The organism is Cupriavidus sp. 05L411, from assembly GCF_056398045.1.
This window is the reverse complement of record NZ_JBFTOQ010000053.1, coordinates 1-25,401: the sequence shown is the minus strand read 5'-3', so window position 1 is coordinate 25,401 and position 25,401 is coordinate 1. Positions and strand designations below refer to the sequence as shown.

Sequence of the window (25,401 nt, the reverse complement as noted above, 5' to 3'; positions counted from 1 at the left end):
CACCATGTCGCTGCCCGCTTTTACCGTCGTCATCCCGGCGCGCCTGGCCTCCACCCGGCTGCCCAACAAGCCGCTGGCCGATATCGGCGGCAAGCCCATGATCGTGCGCGTGGCCGAGCGCGCCCATGCCTCGTCGGCGCAGCGCACGGTGGTCGCCACCGACGCGCCCGAAGTGGCGGCAGCCTGCGCGGCGCATGGCATCGAAGCCGTGATCACGCGTGCCGACCACCCCTCGGGCACCGACCGCCTGGCCGAAGTGGCAACATGGCTAGGCCTGCTGGACGACGCCATCGTGGTCAATGTGCAGGGCGATGAGCCGCTGATCGAGCCCAGCCTGATCGACGAGGTGGCGCTGCACCTGGCGCACCATGCCGATTGCGCCATTGCCACCGCCGCGCATCCGATCAGCGAGATTGCTGAGGTGTTCAACCCCAATGTGGTGAAAGTGGTGTGCGATGCCGCTGGCCGCGCGCTGTATTTCTCCCGCGCGCCGATCCCCTGGGCCCGCGACGCCTGGGCCGGCGTGCCGGCCGCGGCGGCAGTCACCGCCCAGGTGGCATTACCGGCCATGCCGGTATTGCGCCATATCGGCCTGTACGCCTACCGCGCCGGATTCCTGCGGCGCTTTCCCACGCTGGCGCTGTCGCCGGTGGAGCAGACGGAAGCCCTGGAGCAGCTGCGTGCGATGTGGCATGGCGAGCGCATCGGCGTGCTGGAGACAGCGGCTGTGCCCGCGCCGGGCGTTGACACGCAGGCCGACCTGGACCGCGTGCGTGCGCTTTGGGCGCAGGCCATGGCGCAGGAAGGCCCCTGAGCGCACTTGGCGATGGCCGCCGGCTGCGGCGGTCATCGCATGACTTACGACATAAGTCATGACAGATGTCACCGCAGCGGCAAGCCGATTTCGCGCCGCCTCATGGCATAATGCTTGACGATACAGAGCCGTCGGGCGCCCGGGCGCCCGGCCAAGGCTCGGTGGGGAGATGAAAAGTGAGCCCGATCGGTACCCGCCCGCCGCCAGCGGCAGAGGCGTCAGCGTGCCGGTCGTCAACAGACCAGACTCCGACCTGAGGCGCGCCGTCCCGACGGCGTTGGTAAGCCTCGCGTCAAGTTTCGGCGTTACCCTCCTTCCATTCCCCCTGCCATACAAGATTCAAAACTCTGAGGACCCGTAATGCGTTTGATCCTGTTGGGCGCGCCTGGCGCCGGCAAAGGCACGCAAGCCCAGTTCATCTGCGAGAAGTTCGGCATCCCCCAAATCTCCACCGGCGACATGCTGCGCGCCGCGGTGAAGGCTGGCACGCCGCTAGGCGTGGCCGCCAAGAAGGTGATGGACGCAGGTGGCCTGGTGTCGGACGACATCATCATCGGCCTGGTCAAGGACCGCCTGCAGGCGGCCGATTGCAAGGACGGCTATCTGTTCGATGGCTTCCCGCGCACCATTCCGCAGGCCGAGGCCATGAAGGAAGCAGGCGTGGCGATCGACTACGTGCTGGAAATCGACGTGCCCTTCGATGCCATCATCGAGCGCATGAGCGGGCGCCGCGTGCACGTGGCATCGGGCCGCACCTACCACGTCAAGTACAACCCGCCCAAGGTGGAAGGTGTGGACGACACCACCGGCGAAGCGCTGATCCAGCGCGACGACGACAAGGAAGAGACCGTCAAGAAGCGCCTCGACGTCTACGCCCAGCAGACCCGTCCGCTGGTGGATTACTACTCCAAGTGGGCCGCCAATGGCGACGCCACCGCCAAGGTGGCACCGCCGCAGTACCGCAAGATCGCGGGCGTCGGCAGCGTGGAAGACATCACTTCGCGTGTGTTCGAAGCACTGAAGTAAGCCGCGCGCCTCCGGCGCTGCAGGTGGAAAAGGCGACCCGCGGGTCGCCTTTTTTATTGCCGCCGCCATCCGCGGAGATAGCATCGCCGAATTGACGTTTACGTAAACGTTATGCCAACATGCCGTACCTGCAGCGCCAGAAAACCAAAAGACCACACATCCAAGCGAGGAAGACAACGATGGAAATCCGCGACAACGTATTTATCGTCACCGGCGGCGCCTCCGGGCTCGGCGAGGGCAGCGCCCGCATGCTGGCCGCCGCGGGCGGCAAGGTGGTGATCGCCGACCTTAACGAAGCCGCCGGCACCGCGCTGGCCGCCGAGCTGGGCGGGAAGTTCGTGCGCTGCGACGTCAGCAGCGAGGCCGACGGGCAAGCCACCGTGGCGGCAGCCACCGCGCTGGGCCGCCTGGCCGGGCTGGTCAATTGCGCCGGCATTGCCACTGCCAACAAGACGGTGGGCAAGAACGGCCCGCACCCGCTCGACGCCTTCGACAAGACCATCCGCGTCAACCTGATCGGCACCTTCAACATGATCCGGCTGGCTGCCGCGGCCATGGTGCAGAACACGCCCGATGCGGAAGGCGAGCGTGGCGTGATCATCAATACAGCATCGGTGGCGGCCTTCGACGGCCAGATCGGSCAGGCCGCCTACGCSGCCTCCAAGGGTGGCGTGGTSGCCATGACSCTGGCCATCGCGCGCGACCTGTCGCGCGACGGCGTGCGCTGCATGACGATTGCTCCGGGGCTGTTCGAGACGCCGATGCTCCTGGGCATGCCGCAGGAAGTGCAGGACGCGCTCGGCAAAATGGTGCCGTTCCCGTCGCGCCTGGGCCRCCCGGCCGAGTATGCGAAGCTGGTGGGCTCCATCATCACCAACCCCATGCTCAACGGCGAAGTGATCCGGCTCGACGGCGCCATCCGCATGCAGCCGAAGTAACGCCGTCGTGGCCTTTGCCGGCAGGATTCACGCCGGCATCAGCATCACCAGCGTCAGGCCCGGCGCGGCGGCCGGCACGAGCGTGAGCTGCTCGAAATGCAGCAGCCCGCGCAATGGATGCTGGAAGCCGCGGCGCCCGCCCTGCCGCTCTTCCACATCCTGCGACAGCCAGTCGGCCCGGAACACCGGGCTCTGGGCAATGAGCCCCTCCACCAGCGCGCGCATCGGCGGATCGTCGGCATGGCGGATGCTGTGCGCGCGAAACTCCGACACCAGCCGCGCCGCCCGGTGCGGCCAGTCCTCCACCAATGCCTGCAAACCCGGCGACAAAAACATGCTGCGCAGCAGGTTGCGGTCTTCGCTGGCGGGATCGAGCCAGCCCACGAACAGGTCGGCGGCTGCGGCATTCCAAGCTAGCGCGCTCCATTGCCGGTCCAGCAGGTAGGCCGGGCCGTTGATGGCCTCCACGCTGGCGAGGACTGCTGCTGGCGCGTGTTCGTCCTGCGCCTGCATAGGGTCGCGCCGGCCCGCCAGCTCGAACAGGTAGGCCCGTTCCGCACGCGACAGCCGCAGTGCGCCAGCCAGGCTGGCCAGCGCGCGTGCCGATAGCGCCACCGGCCTGCCCTGTTCCAGCCACGTCACCCAGGTGGCGCTCAGGCCGGCGAGCTGCGCCAGCTCCTCGCGGCGCAAGCCCGGCGTGCGCCGCCGCCGGCCGGGGGCCAGGCCAACTTCGGCCGGGGCAAGGCGCTCGCGGTGCGCCCGCAGGAAGCGGCCCAGCACAGCTTCGCGCGTGAGTTCGTGTGGCCTAGCGGGATCGGGGGGCGCGTATTCTGTCATGGAGGGCTGAGCGGGCAATGCAGATAGCCAGGCAAAAGCTCAAAAGCTCAAAAGCTGGTGCGTTTTATACCAGGATAAAACCCTGACTTGTACCGGGAAAACAGGCTGCTACAGTACGTCGAACCCGTTACGCGGGCAAGCCCCCGTCACCAATCCCCCGTCCCCGGTCCCCAGAACCCACTAGCGGCCATTGCCGCCAGGAGAGCCACATGCAACAACAAGAACTCGTTGCCGCCCAGTTCGGCGCCACCGCCAGCGCCTACCTCACCAGCGCGGTCCATGCCCAGGGCGCGGACCTGCAGCAGCTTGCACAGGAACTGACGGCGCTGCCAGCGGCGCAGGTGCTCGACCTGGGTTGCGGCGCGGGCCACGCCAGCTTTGCCGCAGCGGGGGTTGCAACGCAAGTGACGGCTTACGATCTGTCGGCGGAAATGCTGGCGGTTGTGGAAGGCGCGGCGCGCGACAAGGGGCTGGCGAACATCCGCACCCGCCAGGGCGCCGTGGAATCGCTGCCCTTTGACGATGCCAGCTTCGACGCGGTGATCTCGCGCATGAGCGCGCACCACTGGCGCAACGTGCCAGCGGCCCTGGCGGAGATGTACCGGGTGCTCAAGCCAGGCGGCAAGATCGTGCTGATCGATATCGCCGGCTCGGACGACCCGCTGCCCGATACCTGGCTGCAATCGGTGGAGTTGCTGCGCGACCCGTCGCATATCCGTGACTACACCGGTACCGAGTGGCAAGCGATGCTGGAGACTGCGGGCTTCACGGCCAGCGTTTCGCCGGCCTGGCGCATCGAGCTGGAGTTCGCCACCTGGGTGCAGCGCATGCGCACGCCGCCCGTGGCGGTGGCCGCCATCCAGCACCTGTGGCAACTGGCGCCGGCGGAAGTACGCGACCACTACCTGGTCAAGGCCGACGGCAGCTTTGCGCTGGAAGCGGTGATGGTCACGGCAACGCGCAGTTAAGCCGTTAAGTAGCTAAGCAGCTGAGCAGCCAAGCCAGGCGGGTGCCCGTCATTGCGGCATGGCCGGCTCGGCCGGCAATGGCAGGCTCTGTACCATCTGCCACACGGCGGCGGCCGAGGGCGATAGGGAACGGTCTTCCCGGCAAACCATGACGATGCGCCGCTCCTCGCGCGGCGTGAGCGGCCGCCAGACCAGAGGAGACGCCGCCGGCAACGGCAGCGAGAACGAGGGCAGGACCGAAGCGCCGATGCCGGCCTCGACCATGCCAAACACGCTGGCCGAATGCCCCAGCTCCTGCACCACGCTGGGCGCCACGCCATGGCTGGCGAAAATGCGGTCGATCAGGGGCCGGCTGCCCGAGGCGAAATCCAACAGCACCAGCGGCATGCCGTCCAGTGCGGACCACGGCACCGAGTCGGCATTGGCCAGCGGGTGATCGCGCCGGCACACGAAGCAAAACGGATCGGTCGCCAGCGGCGCGATGGTCAAGCCTTCATGCGCCAACGGATCGATCAAGACGCCAAAGTCCACGGCCCCCGCGCGGATCTGCTCGAGGCCATCGGCCTGCACGTTGTCGCGCACGCTGAGGCGGATATCCGGATACTGGCGCGCGCAAGTCGACACATACAGCGGCATCAGCCGCGCGGAAATCGTGGGTGCACTGGCAATCACAACCCGGCCACGATAGCGCTCGCCAAGCTGGCGCGTTTCTTCCAGCGTATCGTCCAGCTGGCCAAGCAGGCGCTCGATTGCAGGCGCCAGGGCCTGCCCGGCGTCGGTCACCACCACCTCCCGCGTGGTGCGGTCGAGCAAGCGCACGCCAAGTGCCTCTTCCAGTTCGGCAACGCCCCGGCTGACCGCGGGCTGCGTCAGGCCAACGGCGTCCGCGGCACGGCTGAAACTGCCATGCCCGACCACGGCGAGGAAGATCCGCAACTGGCGCAATGTGTAATTCATGCGTCTATGAGATGAATGGATGCGATAAATGAATTTGCATTCTAGGCTTTGGTGGCGTCCAATGCTAGGCGAAACCCTTATCCAACCTTGCTGTCATGCCCGCCATCCTCTCACCCTTCAAGAAAATCTACGACCTGATCGACGGGTTCGTTTTGATCATGCTGAGCGCCATCGGCATCGCGCTGCTGGCCCCGCAAATCGGCGCCGGCGACGGCCCGCTGCACCTGGGCATGGTCACCAACCTGGGCGTGGCCCTGGTGTTCTTCCTGCACGGCGCCGCGCTGTCGCGCGACAAGCTGGTGGCTGGCGCGCGCCACTGGCGCCTGCATGCCTTCGTGCAGAGCTTCACCTACATCGTCTTCCCGGTGGTCGGCCTGGCGTTGATGTTCGGCCTGCGCAACATGCTGCCCGCCGAGCTGCTACTGGGCGTGTTCTACCTGTGCGCGCTGCCGTCCACCGTGTCGTCGTCCGTGGCGATGACCTCGATGGCGCGCGGCAACGTGCCCGGCGCAATCTTCAATGCCACCATCTCGGGCCTGATCGGCATGGCCGTCACGCCGCTGCTGATGGGCCTGGTGATCAGCGCCAGCGGCGCCTCGATGCCGCTGGGCAAGGCGCTGACCGGCGTGGCGCTGCAACTGCTGCTGCCGTTCGCGCTCGGCCAGCTGGCCCGCCCGCTGATCGGCAGCTGGCTGGCCAAGAAGAAGCAGATCACCAACAAGATCGACCGCGGCGTGATCGTGCTGATCGTGTATTCGTCGTTCTGCGACGCCACCGCCGCCGGCCTGTGGCACAAGTACAGCTGGGAAACCATCGGTGCCGTGATGGCGCTCGCCGCCGTGCTGCTGGTGGTGATCCTGGCCACCACCACCTTCACCGCGCGCCGCCTCGGCTTCTCGGTGGAAGATGAGATCACCGCGGTGTTCTGCGGCTCCAAGAAGAGCCTGGCCAACGGCATCCCGATGGCCAAGATCCTGTTTGCCGGCCATCCGGCGCTGGGCCTGCTGGTRCTGCCGCTGATGGTCTACCACCAGCTGCAGCTGATCGTGTGCTCGGTGATTGCCTCGCGTTACGCCAGCCGCGACGCGCTGCCCGACGGGGCTACCGCCCGCGCCTGAGTCTCGGCGCGCGGCACGGCAAACGGAAAACGGCCGGCAACAATGTTGCCGGCCGTTTTGTTTTCAGGCGCCGCCGCTTACACCGACGGATTCTTCGCCAGCGGCGGATTGCGCGCAAAGTAGTTCTTGATGCCACGCAGGATGGCGTTGGCCAGTTGCTCCTGGTGGCTCTCGTCGTTGAGCTTGCGCTCTTCCTCGGGATTGCTGATGAAAGCGGTCTCGACCAGGATCGACGGGATATCCGGCGCCTTCAGCACGGCAAAGCCCGCCTGCTCCACGCTGCCCTTGTGCAGCCGGTTGACGCCGCCGATCTCCGCCAGCACCGCCTTGCCCACCTGCAAGCTGTCGTTGATCTGCGCGGTCGTGGACAAGTCCAGCAGCACCCGCGCCACCTGCGCATCCTTGTTGCCCATGTTGGCGCCACCGATCAGGTCGGAGGCGTTCTCCTTGTTGGCCATCCAGCGCGCGGCGGTGCTGGACGCGCCGCGCTCGGACAAGGCGAACACCGAGGCGCCCTTGGCTTCCGGCGAGAGGAAGGCATCGGCGTGAATGGACACGAACAGATCGGCCTGCACCCGGCGCGCCTTCTGCACGCGCACGTTGAGCGGCACGAAGAAGTCCGCGTCGCGCGTCATCATGGCGCGCATATTGGGCTGGGAATCGATCTTGGCGCGCAGCCGCTGCGCGATCTGCAGCACCACGTCTTTCTCGCGCGAGCCGGACGCGCCGGTGGCGCCGGGATCCTCGCCACCATGGCCGGGATCGATCGCGACGGTCAGCAGGCGGCGCATCTTGAAGGAACGGTCCGCCGGCGGGTTGTTGGCAGGCAGGGCCGCAGGCGGGTTGTTCTGCGCCAGCGGCGGTGCCGATGGCACGGCTGGTGAGGAAGGCGCCGGCGGCCTGGGCTTGACGGCTGCCATCGGCGGCAGGGCCGGCACCGGGTTGGCGCCCTTGTCCTCGAACTTGCGCACCAGTGCGCCAATGGCGTCTTCCTCGCCGGAGGCAGGCGCGCCGGACACGCCGTCCGCGCCGGCCGGGGGCTGCGTGGCGGCAAACCTGCGCTGCTTGTCCTCGGTGTCGCGCACCAGGGTCCACAAGGGATCCGGCGGATTGACGGGGTACAGGTCAAAGACCAGGCGGTTGCGGTAACTGCCAATCGGCGCCAGCGTGAACACCTGCGGCGAGACGTTTTCCTTCAGGTCGAACACCAGCCGCACCACGCGCGGCCGGTTCTGGCCCACGCGCACGGTCTGGATGTAGGGATCGTTGGAGGTGATCTTGGCCACCAGCTCGCGCAGGGTGGGCGAGAGATCGAGGCCATCGATGTCCACCACCAGCCGGTCGGGGCCGTGGATCATCTGGTGGACGGCGGCTAGCGGCTCATCGGATTCGATGGTGACGCGGGTGTATTCCTCGGCGGGCCAGACCCGCACCGCGACGATGCCGGCGCCAAAGGCGATCTGTGGCCCGGCCAGCGTGAGCACCACGCTGCCGGCGCCGGCCTTGAGGCACTGCGCCAGCCATTTGCGGCGGGCCAGCTGGATATCGTCGGGTCGGTCGGTGGCGAGTCGCTTGATCAGCATGCGCAAAGCAGGAAAAGTCCAGTCTGAGTATAGGCACGAAGCGTAACGATACGGCGTTCGGCCGCGTCGTCGGCGTCGCTGATGTCCGATTGGAGCAACAAGTGAAGGTCCGGTTCCCCAAGCAAGCGCCCGGCTTTCTCCGGCCATTCCACCAGGCTCACGGCCGGTTCGGCAAAACAATCACGAAAACCGGCGTCGGCCCACTCCTCCGGATCGGCGAAGCGGTACAGGTCAAAGTGGTAGGCGGTCAGCGGCGAGCCATCGGCGCGCGTGACCGAATACGGCTCGCACAGCGTGTAGGTGGGGCTGCGCACCTTGCCCGCGTGGCCTAGCGCGCGCAGGATGGCGCGCGACAGCGTGGTCTTTCCGGCACCAAGGTCGCCCGAGAGCTGCAGGTGCACGGTCTGTGGCGGCAGGTTGCGCACGGCCTCGGCCAGCGCCGCGCCCAGCCGGGCGGTGGCCGCTTCGTCGGGCAGGTTGAGTGTGCGTTCTTGGAGCAGGGGCATTGCGTACAATTCGGGAATGATCGACCGAGCAGCCCAGGCGCCAACCGCCTCGCCCCCTCCTGCCAGCAACGCCGCCCACGGGGCAGCGCCTGGCCTTGCGCCGCCCCTGGCGTCGTCCGTTGTGCATGCAGGCACGGACGCCGCCGGGCTGGAGGCGCTGGTGGGCTCGATCCGGGCCTGGGGCACGGAGCTCGGCTTCGATGCGCTCAGCATTGCCGACGTGGATCTGAGCCGGGCTGAAGCAGGATTGTTGGCGTGGCTGGCGCAGGGCTACCACGGCGACATGGATTATATGGCGAACCACGGCTTGCGGCGCGCCCGTCCCGCCGAACTCGTGCCCGGCACGGTGCGCGCCATCGTGGCACGCATGCCGTACCTGCCCGCCGCGGGCCCGCACGACTGGCGCGCCCATGAACTTGCCCGGCTCGACGACCCCGCCACCGCCGTGGTCTCGCTCTACGCGCGGGGCCGCGACTATCACAAGGTGCTGCGCAACCGACTGCAGCAGCTCGCCAGCCGCATCGAAGCCGCCATCGGCCCGTTCGGCTATCGTGTGTTCACCGACTCGGCGCCGGTGATGGAGGTGGCGCTGGCCGCGCAGGGCGGACTGGGCTGGCGCGGCAAGCACACGCTGCTGCTCGACCGCGATGGCGGCTCGATGTTCTTCCTCGGCGAGATCCTGGTCGATGTGCCCTTCCCCGCCGACGCGCCGGAACCCGGCCACTGCGGCAATTGCCGCCGCTGCATCGATATCTGCCCGACCCAGGCCATCCTGGAACCCTACCGGATCGACGCGCGCCGCTGCATCTCTTACCTGACCATCGAGCACAAGGGCGCCATCCCGGAGGCACTACGCGCGCCAATGGGCAACCGCGTGTATGGCTGCGACGACTGCCAGCTGGCTTGCCCGTGGAACAAGTTCGCCCACCGCGCCACGCTGCCGGACTTCGACGTGCGCAATGGCTTCGACGCGCCCGACATGGCCGAACTGTTCGGCTGGACGGAGGCGGAATTCAACCAGCGGCTGGAAGGCAGCCCGATCCGCCGTATCGGCCATGAACGCTGGCTGCGCAACCTGGCGGTAGGGCTGGGCAACAGCCTGCGCGCGGCCATCGCCAGCGGCGACACGGCGCTGGCCACGCGCATCCGCGCGGCGCTCGGCGCGCGCCAGGCCGAGGCCAGCCCGCTGGTGCGCGAGCATATCGAGTGGGCGCTGGCCCAGGCGCCCGCTAACTGACGAGCTAACTGACGAGAGACAGCCAGAACGGCGTAGTGACGATGGCCGCCACAGTCATCACCGAGATCGTCGCCGCCACCATCGGCCCGTTGCCGCCCATGCGCACGGCCAGGATATAGGCGCTCGACGCCGTTGGCAGCGAGGCGAACAGCACCGCGATCTGCGACTGCAGCTCGGTCAGCGGCAGCAGGCGCCCCACCGCCCAGGCAAAGCAGGGCATGGCCACCAGCTTGACACCGCTCCACCACGCCACCGGCCCGACCGCCCCCGTCACCCCGCTCATCTGCAGGCCCGCGCCAACAGTCATCAGCCCCAGCGCGGTGGATGCGGAGCCCAGCCGGGCCAGCGTCATGCCCACCACCTCGGGCGGGTGCAGGCCCACCAGGTTGGTCAGCAAGCCCCCCGCAGTGGCGAGGATCAGCGGGTTGCGCGCCAGCTCGCGCCACAGGCGGGTCTCGCCGTGACGGGCCAGCGCCCATACCGCGGCCACATTGCACAGCGGCACCGTGCAGCCGACGATCACCGCCATCATGGCCAGGCCCTCGCTGCCGCCCAGGCGCGCGGCCAGCGCCAGCCCGATATAGGAATTGAAGCGGAATGCAGTCTGCAGGCCGGAAGCGAAATCGAGCGGCGCCAGCCGCATCGCCCATTTGACGGCATAGCCGCCCACCATGCCGAAGGCGGTGGTCAACAGCGCCAGGCCGAGCATGGCCGACGTGGAGGAGAAATCGAATTTGGCGCTGTTGGTGGACTGCAACAGCAGCGCGGGGAAGAGCACGAAATACACCAGGCGCTCCACCCCAGCCCAGAACGCGCGGTCGAACGAGGAATAGCGCACCAGCAGCCAGCCGATCAGGATCAGGCTGAAATCCGGCACCAACAGGAGAGCAGAAGACATCAGTTGGTTTTAGTTATTGTGATGGCCGCCGCGCACGCCAAGTGCAGCCTAGGGCAGATACCAATTGGTATTGTTTCAGAAATCATCGACTATGGCACGTTCCGTCGTACCGTCCAGCCTTTATGTTTTCCCGTCGTACCCCGTTCGCGCGCGAAAGGCTCGCCCACCGCGCAAGCCTGCTGGCGCTCACCCTCTGCGTGGGCGCCGCCCTGGCTATGGCGGCGGAGCCCGCGCGCGCCAACGAAATCGAGGGCATGCGGATCGACGACGCCACCCGGGTCGGCGGCAAGGAGTTGCAACTCAACGGCACTGGCCTGCGCTCGATGTTCATCATCAAAGGCTATGTGGCCGCCCTTTACCTGCCGGAGAAGGCGCGCAACGCGACCGTGGTGCTGGGCGCCCACGGCCCCAAGCGCCTGCAGATCCGGCCGCTGCGCGAGGTGCCATCCGATGCCTTTATCAAGGCCCTGAACGAAGGGATCCGCGAAAACCACAGCGAGGTCCAGTTCCAGAGGCTGTCCGAGCGCCTGTTCCAGTTGCGCCAGACCATGGAGCAGATGGGCACCGCCCGCAAGGGCGATGTGATTAATTTTGACTTTTCGCCCGATGGCGGCACCGTGGTCGCCATCAACGGCACGCCGCGCGGCAAGCCGATCCCGGGCGAAGATTTCTACCAGGCCGTGCTGCGCATCTTCCTTGGCGACCACCCGGTCGACCGGGATCTCAAGCGCGGGCTCCTGGGCGGTTAGCCCCCGGGCGGCCTCCAGGCCCGCCCGCCAGAACTCACGCCGCCGGCTTCAAAGCCCCGCCACCGCGGCAGCGTCGCCGGCGTTCTTTACCTTGGGCGGATATCCCCGCCCGGTCCTTTGACGGGAGACACGATCTCATGCAAACCAGCAAAATCGCCCTGGCCCTTGGCCTGGCAGCAGCAGCCTCCGTGGCGCAGGCGCAAAGCTTCCCGACCAAGCCGATCCGGCTGATCATCCCGTTTGCGCCCGGCGGCACGACGGACATCGTGGGCCGTGGCGCGGCCGACCAGATGAGCCGCATCCTGGGCCAGCCCGTGGTGGTGGAAAACCGCGCCGGCGGGGGCGGCTCGATCGGCGCCGACGCCATCGCCAAGGCCGCGCCCGACGGCTACACCATCGGCATCTCCACGGTCTCCACCATGGCGGTCAACCCAGCCTGCAACCCCAAGCTGTCATACGACCCGATCAAGGACTTCAAGCCCGTCACCAACCTGGCCAACGTAGCCAACGTCATCGCGGTCAACCCGAACTTCCCGGCCAAGGACTACAAGGAGTTCCTGGCTGTGCTCAAGGCCAATCCGGGCAAGTATTCGTACGCGACCTCCGGCACCTGCGCCTTCGGCCACATGCTGGGCGAGCAGTTCAAGGTCTCGACCAAGACCTTCATGGTCCATATCCCCTACCGCGGCGCGGGCCCGGCGCTGAACGACGTGCTGGCCGGCCAGGTGCCGATCATGGTCGACAACCTGCCCTCCTCGATGCCCTACATCAAGGCCGGCAAGCTGCGCCCGATCGTGGTGGCATGGAACAAGCGCATCGACTCCCTGCCGAACGTGCCGACCTTCGGCGAGCTCGGCCTGAAGGAGCCGAACGACCCGGCCTGGTACGGCCTGGTGGCCCCGGCCGGCACGCCTGACGAAGTCATCAAGAAGCTGAACGAAGCCGCGGTCAAGGCGCTGCAGGACAAGGACTTCCAGCAACGCCTGCGCACTGCCGGCGCGGAACCTTCGGGCAACACCCCTGCAGAGCATGCGGCGGAGATCAAGAAGGAATTCGAGAAGATGAAGACGCTRGTGAAGGTGCAGAACATCAAGCTGGAGCAGTGATCTCGGTGTCAAACCCGCGGCACTAGCCGAAGCGGGCGAGCGGGCCAACGCCGCGCGCCATGACGACGGCTGTCTCTCCCTCTCCCCTCAGGGGGAGAGGGAGAGACAGCAGAGAGCACGACAACGCAGATCCTGCTTTATCAGGCCAGAACCACCGCTTCGCCTAGTAGCACGCTCACCTCGGCCACCGTCGGCGAATACGCCCCTGCACGCGTAGCTGCCACCGCCGCGGTAGCGGCAGCCCATCGCGCCTGCCGCGCCAGCGTCGCCTCGGGGTCCAGCAGCAATCCCGCCATCCATCCGCCCATTGCGGCGTCGCCGCAGCCGACGGTATCCACCACATCGACGGCGAAAACCGGCTGCTCACAAGCACCATCCCCATGCAACAGCGTCATGCCATCCGCGCCGCGCGTCAGCAGCACGCGCGCCTGCGGCGCCAGCGCCCTGAGCGCGGCGAGCGCGGCGAGTTCGTCCAGCGCGGGGTACAGGCCGCGCAGGTCTTCGTCCGATACCTTGATGTAGTCCGCCAGGCCGGCCATATGCGCAAAGACGGCCTGATACTCCGGTGCGCGCATGGGCGTGCGGAAGTTGGGATCGAAGGCGATGCGCTTGCCCGCGGCCCTGGCCTGCGTGGCTTCCGTGCACAGGCGCGCGGCGAGCGGCTGGCGCGCGAGGCTGAGCGAGCCGAAGTGCACGGTGCGCGCCGCCTGGCGCCAGCCCGGCGGCAAGCGCTCGGGATCGAAGTAGAGATCGGCGCTGTCGTCGCCGACGAAAAAGTACTGCGGCGGGTGCTGCGCGCCGACAAACGCCAGCAACGGCGAGCGCTCCACGCGCTGCAGGAAGCGCAGGTCCAGGCCAGCCTCGGCACTGGCCTCGGCCAGTTGGTCGCCCAGCGTGTCGGCGCTGATCGCACCGGCAAAGGCGGTAGGCACGCCCAGCCGCGCACCCACGCGGGCCACGTTCCAGCACGAGCCGCCGGGCAGGCCGAGCCAGTGCTGCCCGCCCTGGTGGACCATATCGGTCAATGCCTCGCCAAAGACGACGTAGGCTGGCCATGATGTCGTTGTCATTGCATCCTCTTTCTCGGTTTTCCGTATGCGTGCGCTGCCGCGCGTCAGCCTTGCCAGGCCGATGCCGCGGCCAATGCGCGCCGGATCAGGCCGGCGGTGGAAGCATCATGCGGGCGCGCCGGCCCGCCGTCGAGCTCGCAGGCGATCGGCGCGGCAAGCTGCTTGCCGAGCTCCACGCCCCACTGGTCGAACGAGTTGATATTCCACAGCACGCCCTGCACGAAAGTGCGGTGCTCCGAGAGCGCGATCAATGCGCCCAGGTGATACGGATCGAGCCGCTGCAGCAACAGCGTGTTGCTGGGGCGGTTGCCCTCGAACACCATGTGCGGCACCAGCGCTTCGTCCTGCACGCCGAGCGCCCTGACCTCTTGCGCGGTGCGCCCGCGCAGCAACGCCTCGCCTTGCGCAAAGCAGTTGGCGAGCAGCTTGCCGTGGTGGCCCGGCATCGGGTGCACCGGCTCCAGCGCGGCGATGAAATCCACCGGCATCCAGTGCGAGCCCTGGTGCACCATCTGGAAGTAGGCGTGCTGTCCGTTGGTGCCCGTGGTGCCCCAGACCACCGGCGCGGTGCCTTGCGCGGCGGCGGCACCATCGAGCTGCACGGACTTGCCGTTGCTCTCCATCTCGAGCTGCTGCAAGAAGGCCGGCAGCAGCTCGAGCGGCTCGCAATACGGCGCCACGCAGCGGCTGCCGGTGCCCAGGAAACTGCGATACCACACGTCGAGCAGGCCGAGGATCATCGGCATGTTCTGCGGCGCGTCGGCCTCGGCGAAATGCCGGTCCATGGCGCGGGCGCCGTCGAGCAACTGGCGAAAACGCGCAAAGCCAACAGCCAGCGCAATCGACAACCCCACCGCGGACCAAAGCGAGAATCGCCCGCCCACCCAGTCCCAGAACGGGAACATATTGGCGGGGTCGATGCCGAACGCGGCCACCGCCTGCCGGTTGGTGGAGACCGCGACGAAGTGGCTGGCCAACTGTGCCTGCGGCACGCCGTGGCGCAGGAACCAGGTGCGCGCGGTGTGCGCGTTGGCCATGGTCTCCAGCGTGGTGAAGGTCTTGGAGCAAACCACCACCAGCGTGCTGGCGGCGTCCAGCCGCGCGAGCACGGCGGCAAGATCGCTGCCATCCACGTTGGCGACAAAATGCAGGCGCGGCCCTTCGGCGTCCAGGTGCGCGAGCGCGCGGCAGACCATGCGCGGGCCGAGGTCCGAGCCGCCGATGCCGATATTGATCACGTCGGTGATCCGGCGGCCGTTCCAGCCGCGCCACGTGCCGCCGCGCACCGCGTCGGCAAAGCGCTCCATCTGAGAGAGCACCGCGGCCACGTCGCCGGCCACCGCCACGCCCTGCGCGTGAAAGCCGTCCTCCGGCCACGCGCGCAGCGCCATATGCAGCGCGGCGCGGCGCTCGGTGGTGTTGACTGCTTCGCCGCGGTACATGGCATCGCGCCGCGCGCTCACGCCGGCCTCGTCGGCCAGCGCGAAGAGCAGCGCCATGGTGGTGTCGGTGACGCGGTTCTTGGCGTAGTCGAGCGTCAGGCCGGCCGCCTCGGCCACGAAGCCGGCGCCACGGGCTTCGCCCGGCTGGCCGTCGAACCAGTCGCGCAGGTGGGCATGGCGGATGGTTTGCGCATGCGCTTGCAGCCGCTGCCAGGTCGGCAGGGAACGAGACCCTTCGTACATCGGGGACATCGGGGACACCGGGAACATCGTGGACATCGAATCAACTCCTGTACTCACCGCCGCGCTGGCAACTGCTGGCGCGGCGCCATGCTTCAGACTGGCTTCACAACGCGTCTTACAGACGTCTCACAGCTCTTCATGCCACACCGCGCCATCGCGCGAGGGCAGCGCGCTCGACGCCGCCGGCCCCCAGGTGCCGGCGGTGTAGAGCTTGGGCGCGAGATTGCTCTGCGCCCAGGCCTGCTGGATCGGCGCAACCCAGCGCCAGGCCTGCGCCTGCTCGTCGCGCCGCACGAACAGCCCGAGCCGCCCGCGGATCACGTCCAGCAGCAAACGCTCGTAAGCCCCGGTCTTGCGCTCATTGCGATTGCCCTGGCCGCGCGGCAGCATGCGTTGCAGGTCCAGCGTGGCGGGCTGCAGCGCCTGCGTGTCGCCGGGATGCTTGACCAGGAAATGCAGGCGGATGCTTTCCTCCGGCTGCAGCGTGATCACCAGCCGGTTGCCGGGCTCGTGGTCCAGCGGACGCGGGAACAGCGAGTACGGCACGTCGCGGAACTGGATCACGATCTCGGCCAGGCGCGACTGCATGCGCTTGCCGGTGCGCAGGTAGAACGGCACGCCGGCCCAGCGCCAGTTGGCAACCTCCGCCTTGATGGCGACGAAGGTCTCGGTCTGGCTATCGGGCGCGACGGCCGGCTCGTTCACGTAGCCCGGCACGGCGTCGCCGGCCGCTGCGCCACGGCAATATTGCCCGCGCACCACCTTCTCGGCGACCTCGTTCAACTCGATGGGCTTGAGCGCCTTGAGGATCTTCAGCTTCTCGTCGCGGATCGCGTCCTCCGACAGGCTGGCCGGCGGCTCCATCGCCACCATGCACAGTAGTTGCAGCAGGTGGTTCTGCACCATGTCGCGCAGCGCGCCGATGCCGTCGTAGAATGCGCCGCGCTTTTCCACGCCGATTTCCTCGGCGATGGTGATCTGCACATCGCGCACCCATTCGCGCCGCCACAGCGGCTCGAACAGTACGTTGCCAAAGCGCATCGCCATCAGGTTCTGCACCGACTCCTTGCCCAGGTAATGGTCGATGCGGTAGATCTGGTCTTCGGCGAAGTGTTGCGCCACCGCGGAGTTGATCGCATCGGACGAGGCCAGATCGTGGCCCAGCGGCTTTTCCAGCACGATGCGCACGCCTGCGTGGTTAAGGCCGGTGCGCGCCAGCTGCTCGCAGATCGGCACGAACAGCTGCGGGCCGGTGGCCAGGTAGAACACCACCACCGGCGCGGCGCGGGCACGGACCAGCTCGGCGAGTGCATCGAAACCCTCCGGCGCGTTGGCGTTGACCTGCAGGTAGAGGATGCGCGCGACAAAGGCCTGCCAGACTTCGGCCGCGGCGGCAGCGGGCAGCGCCGGACGCACCTTGGACTCGAGCATGGCCAGGTAGGCGTCCTGGCCGAGCGGCTGGCTGCCGAGTGCGAGGATGCGCCCGCGCGGGTGCAGCGAGCCCACGCAGTGCGCATCGAACAGCGCCGGCAGCAGCTTGCGCGTGGCCAGGTCGCCGGTGCCGCCGAACAGCACGAAGTCGAATTCGGGGACTGCGCCTACAGCATTGTTTGGCATGGTTTCACCAGTCGGTTGGTCGGTTGGTCGGTTAATCGGCTATCAGGAAATCGGTTGTACGTTGAGCGCTGGCCGCTGCCCCGCTAGCGCGGCGCCGCCCAGCCCTTGTACGCGTTCACATTGGCTCGCGTCACCAGCGTGGGCGGCAGCAACACGGTGCGGTTTGCGGGCACCTGGCCATGCATCAGCCCCACGCCGATCTCCACCGCGGTATGGGCGATGGCCCACGGGTCCTGGCTGGCCGAGGCCTGCACCAGCGTGTTGGCCTTGAGCGCGGCCTCGATATCGGGCGCGCCGTCGACGGACGCGATCAGGATGCCACGGCGGTTCAGCTGACGCGCGGCCAGGTCGGCGCCGACAGCCTGCGGGTCGTTGATGGTGAAGACCGCGTCGATCCTGGGGAAGCGGGTCAGGTAAAGCTGCATGACATTGAGGCCGCCCTCGCGCGAACCCTTGCCATCCTGGTCATCGGAGAGCACGTGGATGCCGGGGTGCTTGCCCAGCACTGTCTTGCAGCCCTTCACGCGATCCAGCACGGCAGACACCGGCGGGCCATTCTGGATGATGAGGTTGCCGCGCCCGCCCAGCCGCTCGGCGAGAAAGGCGCAGGCCAGCTCGCCGGCCTGCGTGTTGTCGGTCTGCACCGTGGCGTCGGCGCCCGCCGCCGCCACATCCACCGCCACCACCACGATGCCGGCCTTGCGGGCCTTCTTCACCGCGGGCTCGATGGCGCGCGCGTCGGCCGCGTTGATCAGGATCAGGTCCACCTTCGACACGATAAAGCTGTCGATATGCGAGAACTGCTTGTTGAGGTCATAGTCGGCGGACAGCACCGTGACCTTGGCATCCGGGTTGATCTTCTTGGCGGCGGCTTCGGCGCCGTGCGCCAGCGCGACGAAGTACGGGTTGCCGAGAGAGCCGAGCGTGACGCCGACTTTTTTCAGCGGCCGTTGCGCGGGCGCGCTCGCCGGTGCGGCGTCGGGCGCGCTCTGTGCGGCTGCGCCGGCGCACAGCAGGCTCATTGCCGCCATCGCCAGTGCCGCCAGGTATTGCTTGGACATATCGTGTCTCCAGTAGCCGGTGGTCAGGTCACGCACGCTTCACGTGCGCGCCGAGCCCTTGCGGCGATAGCTGTCGAGCGCCACCGCGCCAATGATCACCAGCCCCTTGATGATGTACTGCCAGATATCGGACACGCCCAGCAGCACCAGTCCGTTGGACAGCACCGCGATGATCAGCGCCCCGACCAGCGTGCCGACGATGGAGCCGGTGCCGCCCACGAAGCTGGTGCCGCCCAGGATGACCGCGGCGATGGCATCGAGCTCGTATGACTGGCCAAGCTGCAGCCCGTTGGCCGCGTACAGGCGCGCGGAAGACATCACGCCGCCCAGCCCCGCCAGCAGCCCGGACACCGCGTACACGAACAGCAGCACGACCCACACCTTGATGCCGGACAGGCGCGCCGCCTCGGCATTGCCGCCCACCGCGTAGATCTGCAAGCCCAGCACGGTACGGCGCAGCACGAACCACGACACCGCCACCACGGCAAAGGCGATGATCACCAGCCAGGGCACGCCCAGTACTTCGCCGTTGCCGATAAAGGCAAAGCCGATATCCGGGTTGTAGATCGTGCTGTCGTTGCCGACCAGCCGCGCCAGCCCGCGCACCGCCGTCAGCGTGCCCAGTGTGACGATGAACGGCGGCAGTTTCATGAAAGCGACCAACGCGCCGTTGACGATGCCGAACAGCAGGCCGCACAAGAGCGCGGCCGGCACGCTCAGCATGCCGAGCTGCGGCATCAGCGACACCAGCATCGCCACCACCGCCGAGATCGACAGGATGGAGCCCACCGACAAATCGATGCCGCCGGTCAGGATCACGAAGGTCATGCCCGCGGCCAGCACCATGTTGATGGACGCTTGCTGCGCGATGATCGACAGGTTCTGCCAGCCGGCGAAGTTCTCGGTCAGCACCGAGAAACCGATGCACAGCAGCACCAGCACGGGCAGCATGCCAAGCGCGCGCAGGCGCTCCTGGGTGGTGAGGCGGCCGAGGGTGGCCGCGGGCAATGAAGCGCCAGTGGAAACGGCGGGACGTGTGATGGATTCATGCATGGTTGTCTCCTGCGCCGGCGGCTGCGCAGCGTTGCGGGCCGGCGTCGATCGTTCTGTCTCTTGCGGGCGGCGCACAGGCTGCGCCCTGCCTCAATGCAGCGTGATGCCGGTTGCGTTGCCGGCGGCAGCGAGCGGCACGTCCGCCCATGCGGGCGCCGGCTGCGCGGCCGCGCCGGTGGCCAGCGCGATGATGCGTTCCTGGGTTTCGGCCGCGCTGCCGGCGGGGCGCACTTCGCCGGCCAGCGTGCCCTCGCGCATGACCAGCACGCGGTCGCACAGGCCCACCACTTCGGGCAGCTCGCTGGAGATCATCAGGATCGCCACGCCGCTCTGGGCCAGCGCGTTGATCAGCCGGTAGATCTCCGATTTGGCGCCGATGTCCACGCCACGCGTGGGCTCATCCAGGATCAGCACGCGCGGCTGGATTTCCAGCAGCCGCGACAGCATCACCTTCTGCTGGTTGCCGCCGGACAGCGCGCCCACGTTGACCTGCGCATGCGCCACGCGGATGCCCAGCGTGTCGATGGCCTCGGCCGTGCGGCGGCGCGCGGCGGCCCGGTTCAGGCGGCCCAGGCCTAGTGCGTCGCGCGCGGCCACGATCAGGTTGATGTTCTCGTGCACGCTCTGGTCCAGGAACAGGCCCTGCAGCTTGCGATCCTCGGTCAGGTAGGCAATGCCGGCATCGATGGCTTGGCGCGGGCCGCCGGCCGGCAGCGTGACCAGCCCGCCGGGGCCGGCCGGGTTGGCCGGGTCGGCAATCCGGACCTCGCCGCGCGTGCGCACGTCGGCGCCGAACACCAGCCGCGCCAGCTCCGTGCGGCCCGCGCCGACCAGGCCCGCCAGCCCCAGTACCTCGCCGGCGCGCAGGTCGAAGCTGCAGCCCTTGACGCGCCGGCCATCGGCCACGTCGCGCACGGACAGCATCACCTCACGCCCGGCCGCCTGGCCGTGCGTCTTGGTGTAGAAGCCTGACAGGTCGCGCCCCACCATCATCTTGACCAGCGCCGCCTGCGACAGGTGCGCGCGGTCCAGCGTGCCAACGAAACAGCCGTCGCGCAACACGGTCACGCGGTCAGCCAGCTCGTCGATCTCGGCCATGCGGTGGCTGATATAGAGAATCGCCATGCCTTCGCCGCGCAGCTGGCGGATCAGCGCGAACAGGCGATCCGTTTCGTGCGTGGACAGCGGCGTGGTGGGCTCGTCCATCACCAGGATGCGCGCCTCGAAGTGCACGGCCCGCGCGATTTCCACCAGCTGGCGCTGCGCGATCGACAGGCTCGCCACGTTCGCCGCGGGCGAGAAATCCGCGCCGAGCCTGGCCAGCGTGGGCGCGCAGGCGCGCACCATGTCGCCGCGCGCCACCAGCCCGCGCCGCTGCAGGGCACGGCCCAGATAGATGTTCTCGGCCACGCTCAGGTTGGGCGCCAGGCTGAGCTCCTGGTAGATCACCGCCACGCCAAGGTCGCGCGCGGATTGCGGCCCATCGATCTGCACCCGTTGCCCGTCGATATGGCATTCGCCGCCGGGGTCCGCGGTGTAGGCGCCGGACAGGATCTTCATCAGCGTCGACTTGCCGGCGCCGTTCTCGCCCATCAAGGCGTGGACCTCGCCGGCGTAGGCCGTGAGCTCGACATTGCGCAGCGCGCGCACGCCGGGGAAGGTCTTGCAGATATTGCGCAGCGCCAGCAGCGGCGCCTTGGTGGACGTATCGGACATATCGGACGTATCGGACGAAGCAGCTGAAACAGCCGAAGCGGACAGATCAGACGATGGCATGGTTGGCCTCCGGAATCATGGCGGATGCGCCTTTGAGCATGTCGGCCCGCGGCGAGAAATTCATGAACATCGGCAGCGACGCGGCACCGACCGCGCCGGCATTGGCACCAAAGCAGCCACGCACCACGCGTGGCGCTCGCCGTGCCTCGGGCGCGCCGTCGTCCAGCTCGCCTTGCAGGCGCTCGATCAGCGCCTGCACCAGGCCGCCGTCGATATCGGCGTCAAGGATGATCAGCGGCACGTCGAGCACCGCCAGCGCCGATTGCATGGCAGGCGCCAGCGCATCGATGCAGTCGTCCAGCCACTCCGCCACCGCCGGGTGCTGGCCGCGCACCTGCGCTTCCAGCTCGGCGTGGCCGTCGATGGCCACGCCGTGGTGGCGCAGGTGGCGCGTCAGCGCGTTGAGCGATGCGCGCGCCAGCAGGATGTCGCGCCGCTTGCCGGTGCGCGGCGCGGAGGCCAGGGTGCTGGGCTGCACCGGCATCATGCCGATGTCGCCGGCATTGCCCGACACGCCGCGCACGCAGTCGCCGTTGAGCGCCACGCCGCCGCCGATGGCCGGGCCGACGAAGACATAGAGGAAACTCTGCGCGTGGTGGCTGCCGTAGAACAGCTCGGCCACGGCGGCGGCGGTGCCGTCGTTCTCGCCAAACACCGGCAGGCCGGTGGCATCCGACAGCGCCGCGGCAAAGTCCACGGCATCCCAGGCGCGGAAGGTGGCCTGCGATGCCTCGTCCTGCAAGTCCAGCTCGCGCAGCCAGGCACCGAGGTTATAGGGCTGGGCCACGCCGATGCCAAGCAGGCGCTTGCGCTCGTCCGGCGTAAGCAGCGCACGCAGTTCGGCCACGTCGTCGCGCACCAATGCCAGCGCTTGCTCCGGGTGGGGCAGGACCATCTGGTGGGCGCGGCTGGCGAGGATCTCGCCGCCGAAGTCCACCATCACGCACTCGATGCTGCCGCGGTCCAGCCGGACCCCGATGCCGAACGCGCCCTTGGGCTGCAGGCGGATCAGGCTGGCCGGCTGGCCGCGCTGCCCGTCCTGGCGGCGGCCGGCCACATGGATCAGGCCATCCTCGGTGAGCGTCTGCACGATGCTGCCCACCGCCGTGTTGGTGAGCTGCGCGATGCGGGCGAGATCCGCCTTGGACGCCTCCCCGGCATGCCGCAGCGCCAGCAGCAGCGCGCGCTCGTTGTACAGCCGCAAACTGGCGGAATTCACGCCGCGGCCGGCCTTGGCACTGTTCATGTGGTCTCCGAATGCTGTTATGAGTGCCGCCTGCATCACGTTTCGCGCTGAATGGCGGCGGCGGTGCATCTGCTTGCGGCATTAATTAATTCAGTTTGAATTAAATAATAAGCCGGACCAGAACTCAAGGAAGGGGAAACCCCAGTCAAACTGGTTGCATGGCCCTCTGCGGTGCGCCCCGCACGCCACCACGCATCCCGGCGCCGCCATGCTCTAAAATCCAGGCTCGCGCTTCCCACCCCTGCCATGGACTCTATCTTCGACGCCATCCTCCCAGCCCCTTTCGGCAAGATCGGCGTGCGCACCGACGGCGAATTCGTCCGCGAGATCGTCTACCTGCCCGCGAGCATGCGGCTCGTCGAGCCGGCCAACGCGGTCACGCAACGCCTGGCGCGGCAACTGGAGGCCTACTACGCCGATCCGGATGCACGCTTCGATATCCCGCTGGCGCCAGTCGGCAGCGCGTTCCAGCGCCGGGTCTGGCAAGCGATCTCGAACGTGCCGCGTGGCAAGGTCACCACCTATGGCGCGGTGGCGCGGCAGATCGCCAGCGCGCCACGCGCGGTCGGGCAGGCGTGCGGCGCAAATTTCTTCCCGCTGGTGATTCCCTGCCATCGCGTGGTTGGCGCCAGCGGCATCGGCGGCTTTGCCAACCATGACGGCGACGGCTTCTTCCTTGACATCAAACGCTGGCTGCTGCGCCATGAAGGGGTGATGCTGGCATGAACGACATTGCGCAGATTGACGGCGACAACGGCAGCGCCGCCATCGACACCGAGGACGGCCCCGATCTGCTCGCCGACCTGGCCCTGGTCGACCGCTTCTGCGACGCGCTGTGGCTCGAAGACGGCCTCGCGCAGAACACCATCGACGCCTACCGGCGCGACCTGGCGCTGCTGTCGCGCTGGCTGCATGCCTCGGGCACCTGCGCGCTGCTGGCGGTGGACGACACCGCCCTCAACGGCTACTTCGCCTCGCGCCACCTGGAAACCCGTGCCTCGTCCGCCAACCGGCGGCTGACGGTGTTCAAGCGCTTTTTCCAGTGGGCGCTGCGCGAGCACATGATCACGGCCGATCCCTGCCTGCTGCTGCGCCCGGCCAAGCAGCCGCCGCGCTTTCCCAAGACGCTGACCGAAGCCCAGGTCGAGGCGCTGCTGGAGACACCCGACACCGCCACGCCGCTTGGCCTGCGCGACCGCACCATGCTGGAGCTGATGTATGCCAGCGGCCTGCGTGTGTCCGAACTGACGCAGATGAAGACCATCGAGATCAGCCTGAACGAGGGCGTGGCGCGCGTGGTGGGCGGCAAGGGCAACAAGGAGCGCCTGGTGCCGTTTGGCACCGAAGCCGGCGACTGGCTGCGCCGCTACCTGGCCGAAGGCCGGCCTGCGCTGTTGGGCGAGCGTGCCTGCGAAGCGCTGTTCGTCACCCAGCGCGGCGACGGCATGACGCGCCAGGCCTTCTGGCACCTGATCAAGCGCCACGCGCGCGAAGCCGAGATCTACGCGCCGCTGTCACCGCACACCTTGCGGCATGCCTTTGCCACCCACCTGCTCAACCACGGCGCGGACCTGCGCGTGGTGCAGTTGCTGCTGGGGCACGCCGATATCTCCACCACGCAGATCTACACGCACGTCGCGCGCGAGCGCCTGCGCGAGCTGCACCAGCACCACCATCCGCGCGGCTAGGTTGCCAGCGCGGTCATTGCGATCCGTCATCCATCATGAGCAAGTCCAAACACGTTTCGGAAACCCCGGCCACCCAGTTCCTCAAGCGGCATGGCGTTGCCTTTGGCGAGCATGCCTATGACTACGTCGAGCATGGCGGCACGGGGGAGTCCGCCCGCCAGCTCGGCGTGGACGAGCACGCGGTGATCAAGACGCTGGTGATGGAAGACGAGCGTGCGCAGCCGCTGATTGTGCTGATGCATGGCGACTGTTCGGTGTCTACCAAGAACCTGGCGCGGCAAACCGGGCACAAGAGCGTGCAGCCCTGCAAGCCCGAGGTGGCGCAGCGGCATAGCGGGTATCTGGTGGGCGGGACCTCGCCGTTCGGGACGCGCAAGCGGATGCCGGTTTTTGTTGAGGCTGGTGTGCTGGCGCTGGAGCGGATCTATATCAATGGGGGCCGCAGGGGGTATCTGGTTAGTATTGATCCGCAGGTTTTGAAGACGTTGGTGGGGGCGGAGGTGGTGGAGTGTGGGTTGAGGGATTGAGGTGATGGGATGATGGGGTGGTCGCTGTTCGTGGTCGCTGTTCGTGGTCGCTGTTTCTTTGAGCGGCGATGGTTTTTGGACCCAAGGGCCATACGACATCCCCTTGCGAGGGTTGGTCGCTATTTCTTTCAGCGGCGTTGGTTGTTGAACCCAACAGCCATACGACATCCCCCTGCGGGGGCTGCCGGTCACTCTTCTTTGCGTCGGCAAAGAAGACTAACGAGAAGAAAGCCGACCCTGCCGGGAGCAGAGCAATCAGGCTGTTTTTGCCTCGGCGGTTGCGTCGTACGGCCCGGAGTGTTGGCTGGCGAATCCTACCGGCCCCAAGGCCATCATTTCTGCATGACCCATGGGTTACGTCGTGCAGCCCCTGACCTCGCTTGCGGTGACCATTCCCACATCTGCCGTTCGCGGGGCGAAGTGCTGCGCCGTTTCGGGTGTGGCCGGTTTCGTGGTTTTGTCTCGGAGGGCRAGCGTGGTGAGTTGCGGGCGCGGCCCTCGCGGACGGGCCACGGTGCCCACCACGAAACCAGAGGGGGGTGAAGCAAGGTGCCGCTCGCGCCGGTACGGCAGGACATCAAATGGCCGAGCGCCCGCCGCCAGAGACAAAACCACGAAACCACCAGGGCCGGCAGGATCGTGGCGCTACGCACCGCGAACGGCAGATGCCCGAACGCGCACCGAGCAAAGCGATCAGGGGCACCACCACGTGACCATTGGGTCATGCAGTTTCGATGCCCTCCAAGCCGGTATGGCAAAGGCCAGCCAACACTCCGGGCCGTACGACGCAACTGTAGTGGTCAAGTTTTTTCGGACAGGCTGATAGGTTGTTTTGCTTCTGGCTTGGCCTCGTAAGCGGCAGGCGAGACATAGCCAAGGGTTGAGTGCAAGCGCACAGGGTTGTAGAAGCCGACGATGTACTGGGTAATGTCACGTCGTGC

23 protein-coding genes and 1 pseudogene are annotated in these 25,401 nt (G+C 67.6%); 11 read left to right on the top strand and 13 right to left on the bottom strand.

Going from position 1 to position 25,401, the window contains the following annotated elements; all coding sequences use genetic code 11:
• Positions 1-4: 4 nt before the first annotated feature.
• The 3 genes from kdsB to AC1DQR_RS35125 all read left to right on the top strand — a co-directional run bounded on the left by kdsB (position 5) and on the right by AC1DQR_RS35125 (position 2,778).
• Positions 5-814, top strand: a complete 810-nt coding sequence (gene kdsB, locus AC1DQR_RS35135; RefSeq protein ID WP_477134709.1) for a 3-deoxy-manno-octulosonate cytidylyltransferase — start codon at positions 5-7, stop codon at positions 812-814.
• 360 nt (positions 815-1,174) lie between these two features.
• A complete protein-coding gene (gene adk, locus AC1DQR_RS35130; protein ID WP_416047705.1) occupies positions 1,175-1,840 on the top strand; it encodes an adenylate kinase in 666 nt (221 codons plus the stop codon).
• 179 nt (positions 1,841-2,019) lie between these two features.
• Positions 2,020-2,778 (top strand): 3-hydroxyacyl-CoA dehydrogenase, encoded by a 759-nt coding sequence (locus tag AC1DQR_RS35125; RefSeq protein ID WP_477134708.1) that lies wholly within the window; start codon positions 2,020-2,022, stop codon positions 2,776-2,778.
• A gap of 27 nt (positions 2,779-2,805) precedes the next feature.
• On the opposite strand, the gene AC1DQR_RS35120 is transcribed toward AC1DQR_RS35125, so the two are convergent.
• On the bottom strand, positions 2,806-3,615 hold the full coding sequence (locus AC1DQR_RS35120; RefSeq protein ID WP_043344037.1) for a helix-turn-helix transcriptional regulator: 810 nt from the start codon (positions 3,613-3,615) through the stop codon (positions 2,806-2,808).
• Between the two features lie 209 nt (positions 3,616-3,824).
• Here AC1DQR_RS35120 and AC1DQR_RS35115 point away from each other — a divergent pair, with 209 nt between their 5' ends.
• Complete coding sequence (locus AC1DQR_RS35115; protein WP_416047704.1) at positions 3,825-4,583, top strand: class I SAM-dependent methyltransferase; 759 nt, start codon at positions 3,825-3,827, stop codon at positions 4,581-4,583.
• 48 nt (positions 4,584-4,631) lie between these two features.
• On the opposite strand, the gene AC1DQR_RS35110 is transcribed toward AC1DQR_RS35115, so the two are convergent.
• Positions 4,632-5,540 (bottom strand): LysR family transcriptional regulator, encoded by a 909-nt coding sequence (locus AC1DQR_RS35110; protein ID WP_416047703.1) that lies wholly within the window; start codon positions 5,538-5,540, stop codon positions 4,632-4,634.
• Between the two features lie 95 nt (positions 5,541-5,635).
• On the opposite strand from AC1DQR_RS35110, the gene AC1DQR_RS35105 reads away from it, so the two are divergent.
• Positions 5,636-6,658 (top strand): bile acid:sodium symporter family protein, encoded by a 1,023-nt coding sequence (locus tag AC1DQR_RS35105; RefSeq protein WP_253930735.1) that lies wholly within the window; start codon positions 5,636-5,638, stop codon positions 6,656-6,658.
• Positions 6,659-6,735: 77 nt separating this feature from the next.
• On the opposite strand, the gene AC1DQR_RS35100 is transcribed toward AC1DQR_RS35105, so the two are convergent.
• Together AC1DQR_RS35100 and tsaE are read right to left on the bottom strand one after the other, a co-directional pair.
• Positions 6,736-8,241 (bottom strand): N-acetylmuramoyl-L-alanine amidase, encoded by a 1,506-nt coding sequence (locus AC1DQR_RS35100; RefSeq protein ID WP_150988779.1) that lies wholly within the window; start codon positions 8,239-8,241, stop codon positions 6,736-6,738.
• A complete protein-coding gene (tsaE, locus tag AC1DQR_RS35095; RefSeq protein ID WP_416047702.1) occupies positions 8,235-8,747 on the bottom strand; it encodes a tRNA (adenosine(37)-N6)-threonylcarbamoyltransferase complex ATPase subunit type 1 TsaE in 513 nt (170 codons plus the stop codon). Before tsaE ends, AC1DQR_RS35100 begins: the two co-directional genes overlap by 7 nt.
• Before the next feature lie 16 nt (positions 8,748-8,763).
• Between tsaE and queG the strand changes: the two genes are divergently transcribed.
• On the top strand, positions 8,764-9,984 hold the full coding sequence (gene queG, locus AC1DQR_RS35090) for a tRNA epoxyqueuosine(34) reductase QueG (protein ID WP_416047701.1): 1,221 nt from the start codon (positions 8,764-8,766) through the stop codon (positions 9,982-9,984).
• A 4-nt stretch (positions 9,985-9,988) separates the two neighbouring features.
• Here the strand turns inward: queG and AC1DQR_RS35085 are convergent, their stop codons facing one another.
• On the bottom strand, positions 9,989-10,882 hold the full coding sequence (locus AC1DQR_RS35085; RefSeq protein WP_416047700.1) for an AEC family transporter: 894 nt from the start codon (positions 10,880-10,882) through the stop codon (positions 9,989-9,991).
• 122 nt (positions 10,883-11,004) lie between these two features.
• Between AC1DQR_RS35085 and AC1DQR_RS35080 the strand changes: the two genes are divergently transcribed.
• On the top strand, positions 11,005-11,631 hold the full coding sequence (locus AC1DQR_RS35080) for a chalcone isomerase family protein (RefSeq protein WP_416047699.1): 627 nt from the start codon (positions 11,005-11,007) through the stop codon (positions 11,629-11,631).
• Positions 11,632-11,768: 137 nt separating this feature from the next.
• Entirely contained in the window at positions 11,769-12,737 is a 969-nt protein-coding gene (locus AC1DQR_RS35075) for a tripartite tricarboxylate transporter substrate binding protein BugE (RefSeq protein ID WP_253930730.1), read from the top strand.
• Positions 12,738-12,877: 140 nt separating this feature from the next.
• Here the strand turns inward: AC1DQR_RS35075 and AC1DQR_RS35070 are convergent, their stop codons facing one another.
• The 7 genes from AC1DQR_RS35070 to AC1DQR_RS35040 form a co-directional block, all read right to left on the bottom strand.
• Positions 12,878-13,807 (bottom strand): carbohydrate kinase family protein, encoded by a 930-nt coding sequence (locus AC1DQR_RS35070; protein WP_416047698.1) that lies wholly within the window; start codon positions 13,805-13,807, stop codon positions 12,878-12,880.
• A gap of 44 nt (positions 13,808-13,851) precedes the next feature.
• Positions 13,852-15,528 carry a glucose-6-phosphate isomerase gene (pgi, locus tag AC1DQR_RS35065; RefSeq protein ID WP_477134707.1) on the bottom strand — a complete coding sequence of 559 codons (1,677 nt, stop codon included), beginning with the start codon at positions 15,526-15,528 and terminating at the stop codon, positions 13,852-13,854.
• A gap of 90 nt (positions 15,529-15,618) precedes the next feature.
• A complete protein-coding gene (zwf, locus tag AC1DQR_RS35060; protein WP_416047696.1) occupies positions 15,619-17,109 on the bottom strand; it encodes a glucose-6-phosphate dehydrogenase in 1,491 nt (496 codons plus the stop codon).
• An 83-nt stretch (positions 17,110-17,192) separates the two neighbouring features.
• Positions 17,193-18,170 carry an ABC transporter substrate-binding protein gene (locus AC1DQR_RS35055; protein WP_416047695.1) on the bottom strand — a complete coding sequence of 326 codons (978 nt, stop codon included), beginning with the start codon at positions 18,168-18,170 and terminating at the stop codon, positions 17,193-17,195.
• Between the two features lie 39 nt (positions 18,171-18,209).
• Positions 18,210-19,223: an ABC transporter permease subunit gene (locus AC1DQR_RS35050; RefSeq protein WP_477134706.1), complete on the bottom strand. Its 1,014-nt coding sequence runs from the start codon at positions 19,221-19,223 to the stop codon at positions 18,210-18,212.
• 90 nt (positions 19,224-19,313) lie between these two features.
• Complete coding sequence (locus AC1DQR_RS35045) at positions 19,314-20,939, bottom strand: sugar ABC transporter ATP-binding protein (protein WP_416050437.1); 1,626 nt, start codon at positions 20,937-20,939, stop codon at positions 19,314-19,316.
• A gap of 46 nt (positions 20,940-20,985) precedes the next feature.
• Positions 20,986-22,245: an ROK family transcriptional regulator gene (locus AC1DQR_RS35040; protein ID WP_477134705.1), complete on the bottom strand. Its 1,260-nt coding sequence runs from the start codon at positions 22,243-22,245 to the stop codon at positions 20,986-20,988.
• Positions 22,246-22,491: 246 nt separating this feature from the next.
• Here AC1DQR_RS35040 and AC1DQR_RS35035 point away from each other — a divergent pair, with 246 nt between their 5' ends.
• Genes AC1DQR_RS35035 through AC1DQR_RS35025 form a run of 3 tightly spaced genes read left to right on the top strand, consistent with a single transcriptional unit; the run spans position 22,492 to position 24,460 of the window.
• Positions 22,492-22,971 carry a methylated-DNA--[protein]-cysteine S-methyltransferase gene (locus tag AC1DQR_RS35035; RefSeq protein WP_174425989.1) on the top strand — a complete coding sequence of 160 codons (480 nt, stop codon included), beginning with the start codon at positions 22,492-22,494 and terminating at the stop codon, positions 22,969-22,971.
• Positions 22,968-23,933, top strand: a complete 966-nt coding sequence (xerD, locus tag AC1DQR_RS35030) for a site-specific tyrosine recombinase XerD (RefSeq protein WP_477134704.1) — start codon at positions 22,968-22,970, stop codon at positions 23,931-23,933. Before AC1DQR_RS35035 ends, xerD begins: the two co-directional genes overlap by 4 nt.
• A 35-nt stretch (positions 23,934-23,968) precedes the next feature.
• A complete protein-coding gene (locus AC1DQR_RS35025) occupies positions 23,969-24,460 on the top strand; it encodes an aminoacyl-tRNA deacylase (protein WP_183031910.1) in 492 nt (163 codons plus the stop codon).
• An 800-nt stretch (positions 24,461-25,260) separates the two neighbouring features.
• Here AC1DQR_RS35025 and AC1DQR_RS35020 read toward each other — a convergent pair.
• Positions 25,261-25,401: pseudogene (locus AC1DQR_RS35020) on the bottom strand (IS3 family transposase); the annotation flags it as partial.

What these genes read in the sequence shown, in the direction of transcription:
- queG (WP_416047701.1), top strand. Translation starts at nt 8,764, where the DNA reads ATGATCGACCGAGCAGCCCAGGCGCCAACCGCCTCGCCCCCTCCTGCC.
- AC1DQR_RS35035 (WP_174425989.1), top strand. Translation starts at nt 22,492, where the DNA reads ATGGACTCTATCTTCGACGCCATCCTCCCAGCCCCTTTCGGCAAGATC.
- AC1DQR_RS35110 (WP_416047703.1), bottom strand. Translation starts at nt 5,540, where the DNA reads ATGAATTACACATTGCGCCAGTTGCGGATCTTCCTCGCCGTGGTCGGG.
- AC1DQR_RS35100 (WP_150988779.1), bottom strand. Translation starts at nt 8,241, where the DNA reads ATGCTGATCAAGCGACTCGCCACCGACCGACCCGACGATATCCAGCTG.
- tsaE (WP_416047702.1), bottom strand. Translation starts at nt 8,747, where the DNA reads ATGCCCCTGCTCCAAGAACGCACACTCAACCTGCCCGACGAAGCGGCC.
- adk (WP_416047705.1), top strand. Translation starts at nt 1,175, where the DNA reads ATGCGTTTGATCCTGTTGGGCGCGCCTGGCGCCGGCAAAGGCACGCAA.
- AC1DQR_RS35070 (WP_416047698.1), bottom strand. Translation starts at nt 13,807, where the DNA reads ATGACAACGACATCATGGCCAGCCTACGTCGTCTTTGGCGAGGCATTG.
- AC1DQR_RS35115 (WP_416047704.1), top strand. Translation starts at nt 3,825, where the DNA reads ATGCAACAACAAGAACTCGTTGCCGCCCAGTTCGGCGCCACCGCCAGC.
- xerD (WP_477134704.1), top strand. Translation starts at nt 22,968, where the DNA reads ATGAACGACATTGCGCAGATTGACGGCGACAACGGCAGCGCCGCCATC.
- AC1DQR_RS35085 (WP_416047700.1), bottom strand. Translation starts at nt 10,882, where the DNA reads ATGTCTTCTGCTCTCCTGTTGGTGCCGGATTTCAGCCTGATCCTGATC.
- AC1DQR_RS35025 (WP_183031910.1), top strand. Translation starts at nt 23,969, where the DNA reads ATGAGCAAGTCCAAACACGTTTCGGAAACCCCGGCCACCCAGTTCCTC.
- AC1DQR_RS35055 (WP_416047695.1), bottom strand. Translation starts at nt 18,170, where the DNA reads ATGTCCAAGCAATACCTGGCGGCACTGGCGATGGCGGCAATGAGCCTG.
- AC1DQR_RS35050 (WP_477134706.1), bottom strand. Translation starts at nt 19,223, where the DNA reads ATGCATGAATCCATCACACGTCCCGCCGTTTCCACTGGCGCTTCATTG.
- kdsB (WP_477134709.1), top strand. Translation starts at nt 5, where the DNA reads ATGTCGCTGCCCGCTTTTACCGTCGTCATCCCGGCGCGCCTGGCCTCC.
- AC1DQR_RS35080 (WP_416047699.1), top strand. Translation starts at nt 11,005, where the DNA reads ATGTTTTCCCGTCGTACCCCGTTCGCGCGCGAAAGGCTCGCCCACCGC.
- AC1DQR_RS35040 (WP_477134705.1), bottom strand. Translation starts at nt 22,245, where the DNA reads ATGAACAGTGCCAAGGCCGGCCGCGGCGTGAATTCCGCCAGTTTGCGG.
- AC1DQR_RS35120 (WP_043344037.1), bottom strand. Translation starts at nt 3,615, where the DNA reads ATGACAGAATACGCGCCCCCCGATCCCGCTAGGCCACACGAACTCACG.
- zwf (WP_416047696.1), bottom strand. Translation starts at nt 17,109, where the DNA reads ATGCCAAACAATGCTGTAGGCGCAGTCCCCGAATTCGACTTCGTGCTG.
- AC1DQR_RS35045 (WP_416050437.1), bottom strand. Translation starts at nt 20,939, where the DNA reads ATGTCCGATACGTCCACCAAGGCGCCGCTGCTGGCGCTGCGCAATATC.
- pgi (WP_477134707.1), bottom strand. Translation starts at nt 15,528, where the DNA reads ATGTCCACGATGTTCCCGGTGTCCCCGATGTCCCCGATGTACGAAGGG.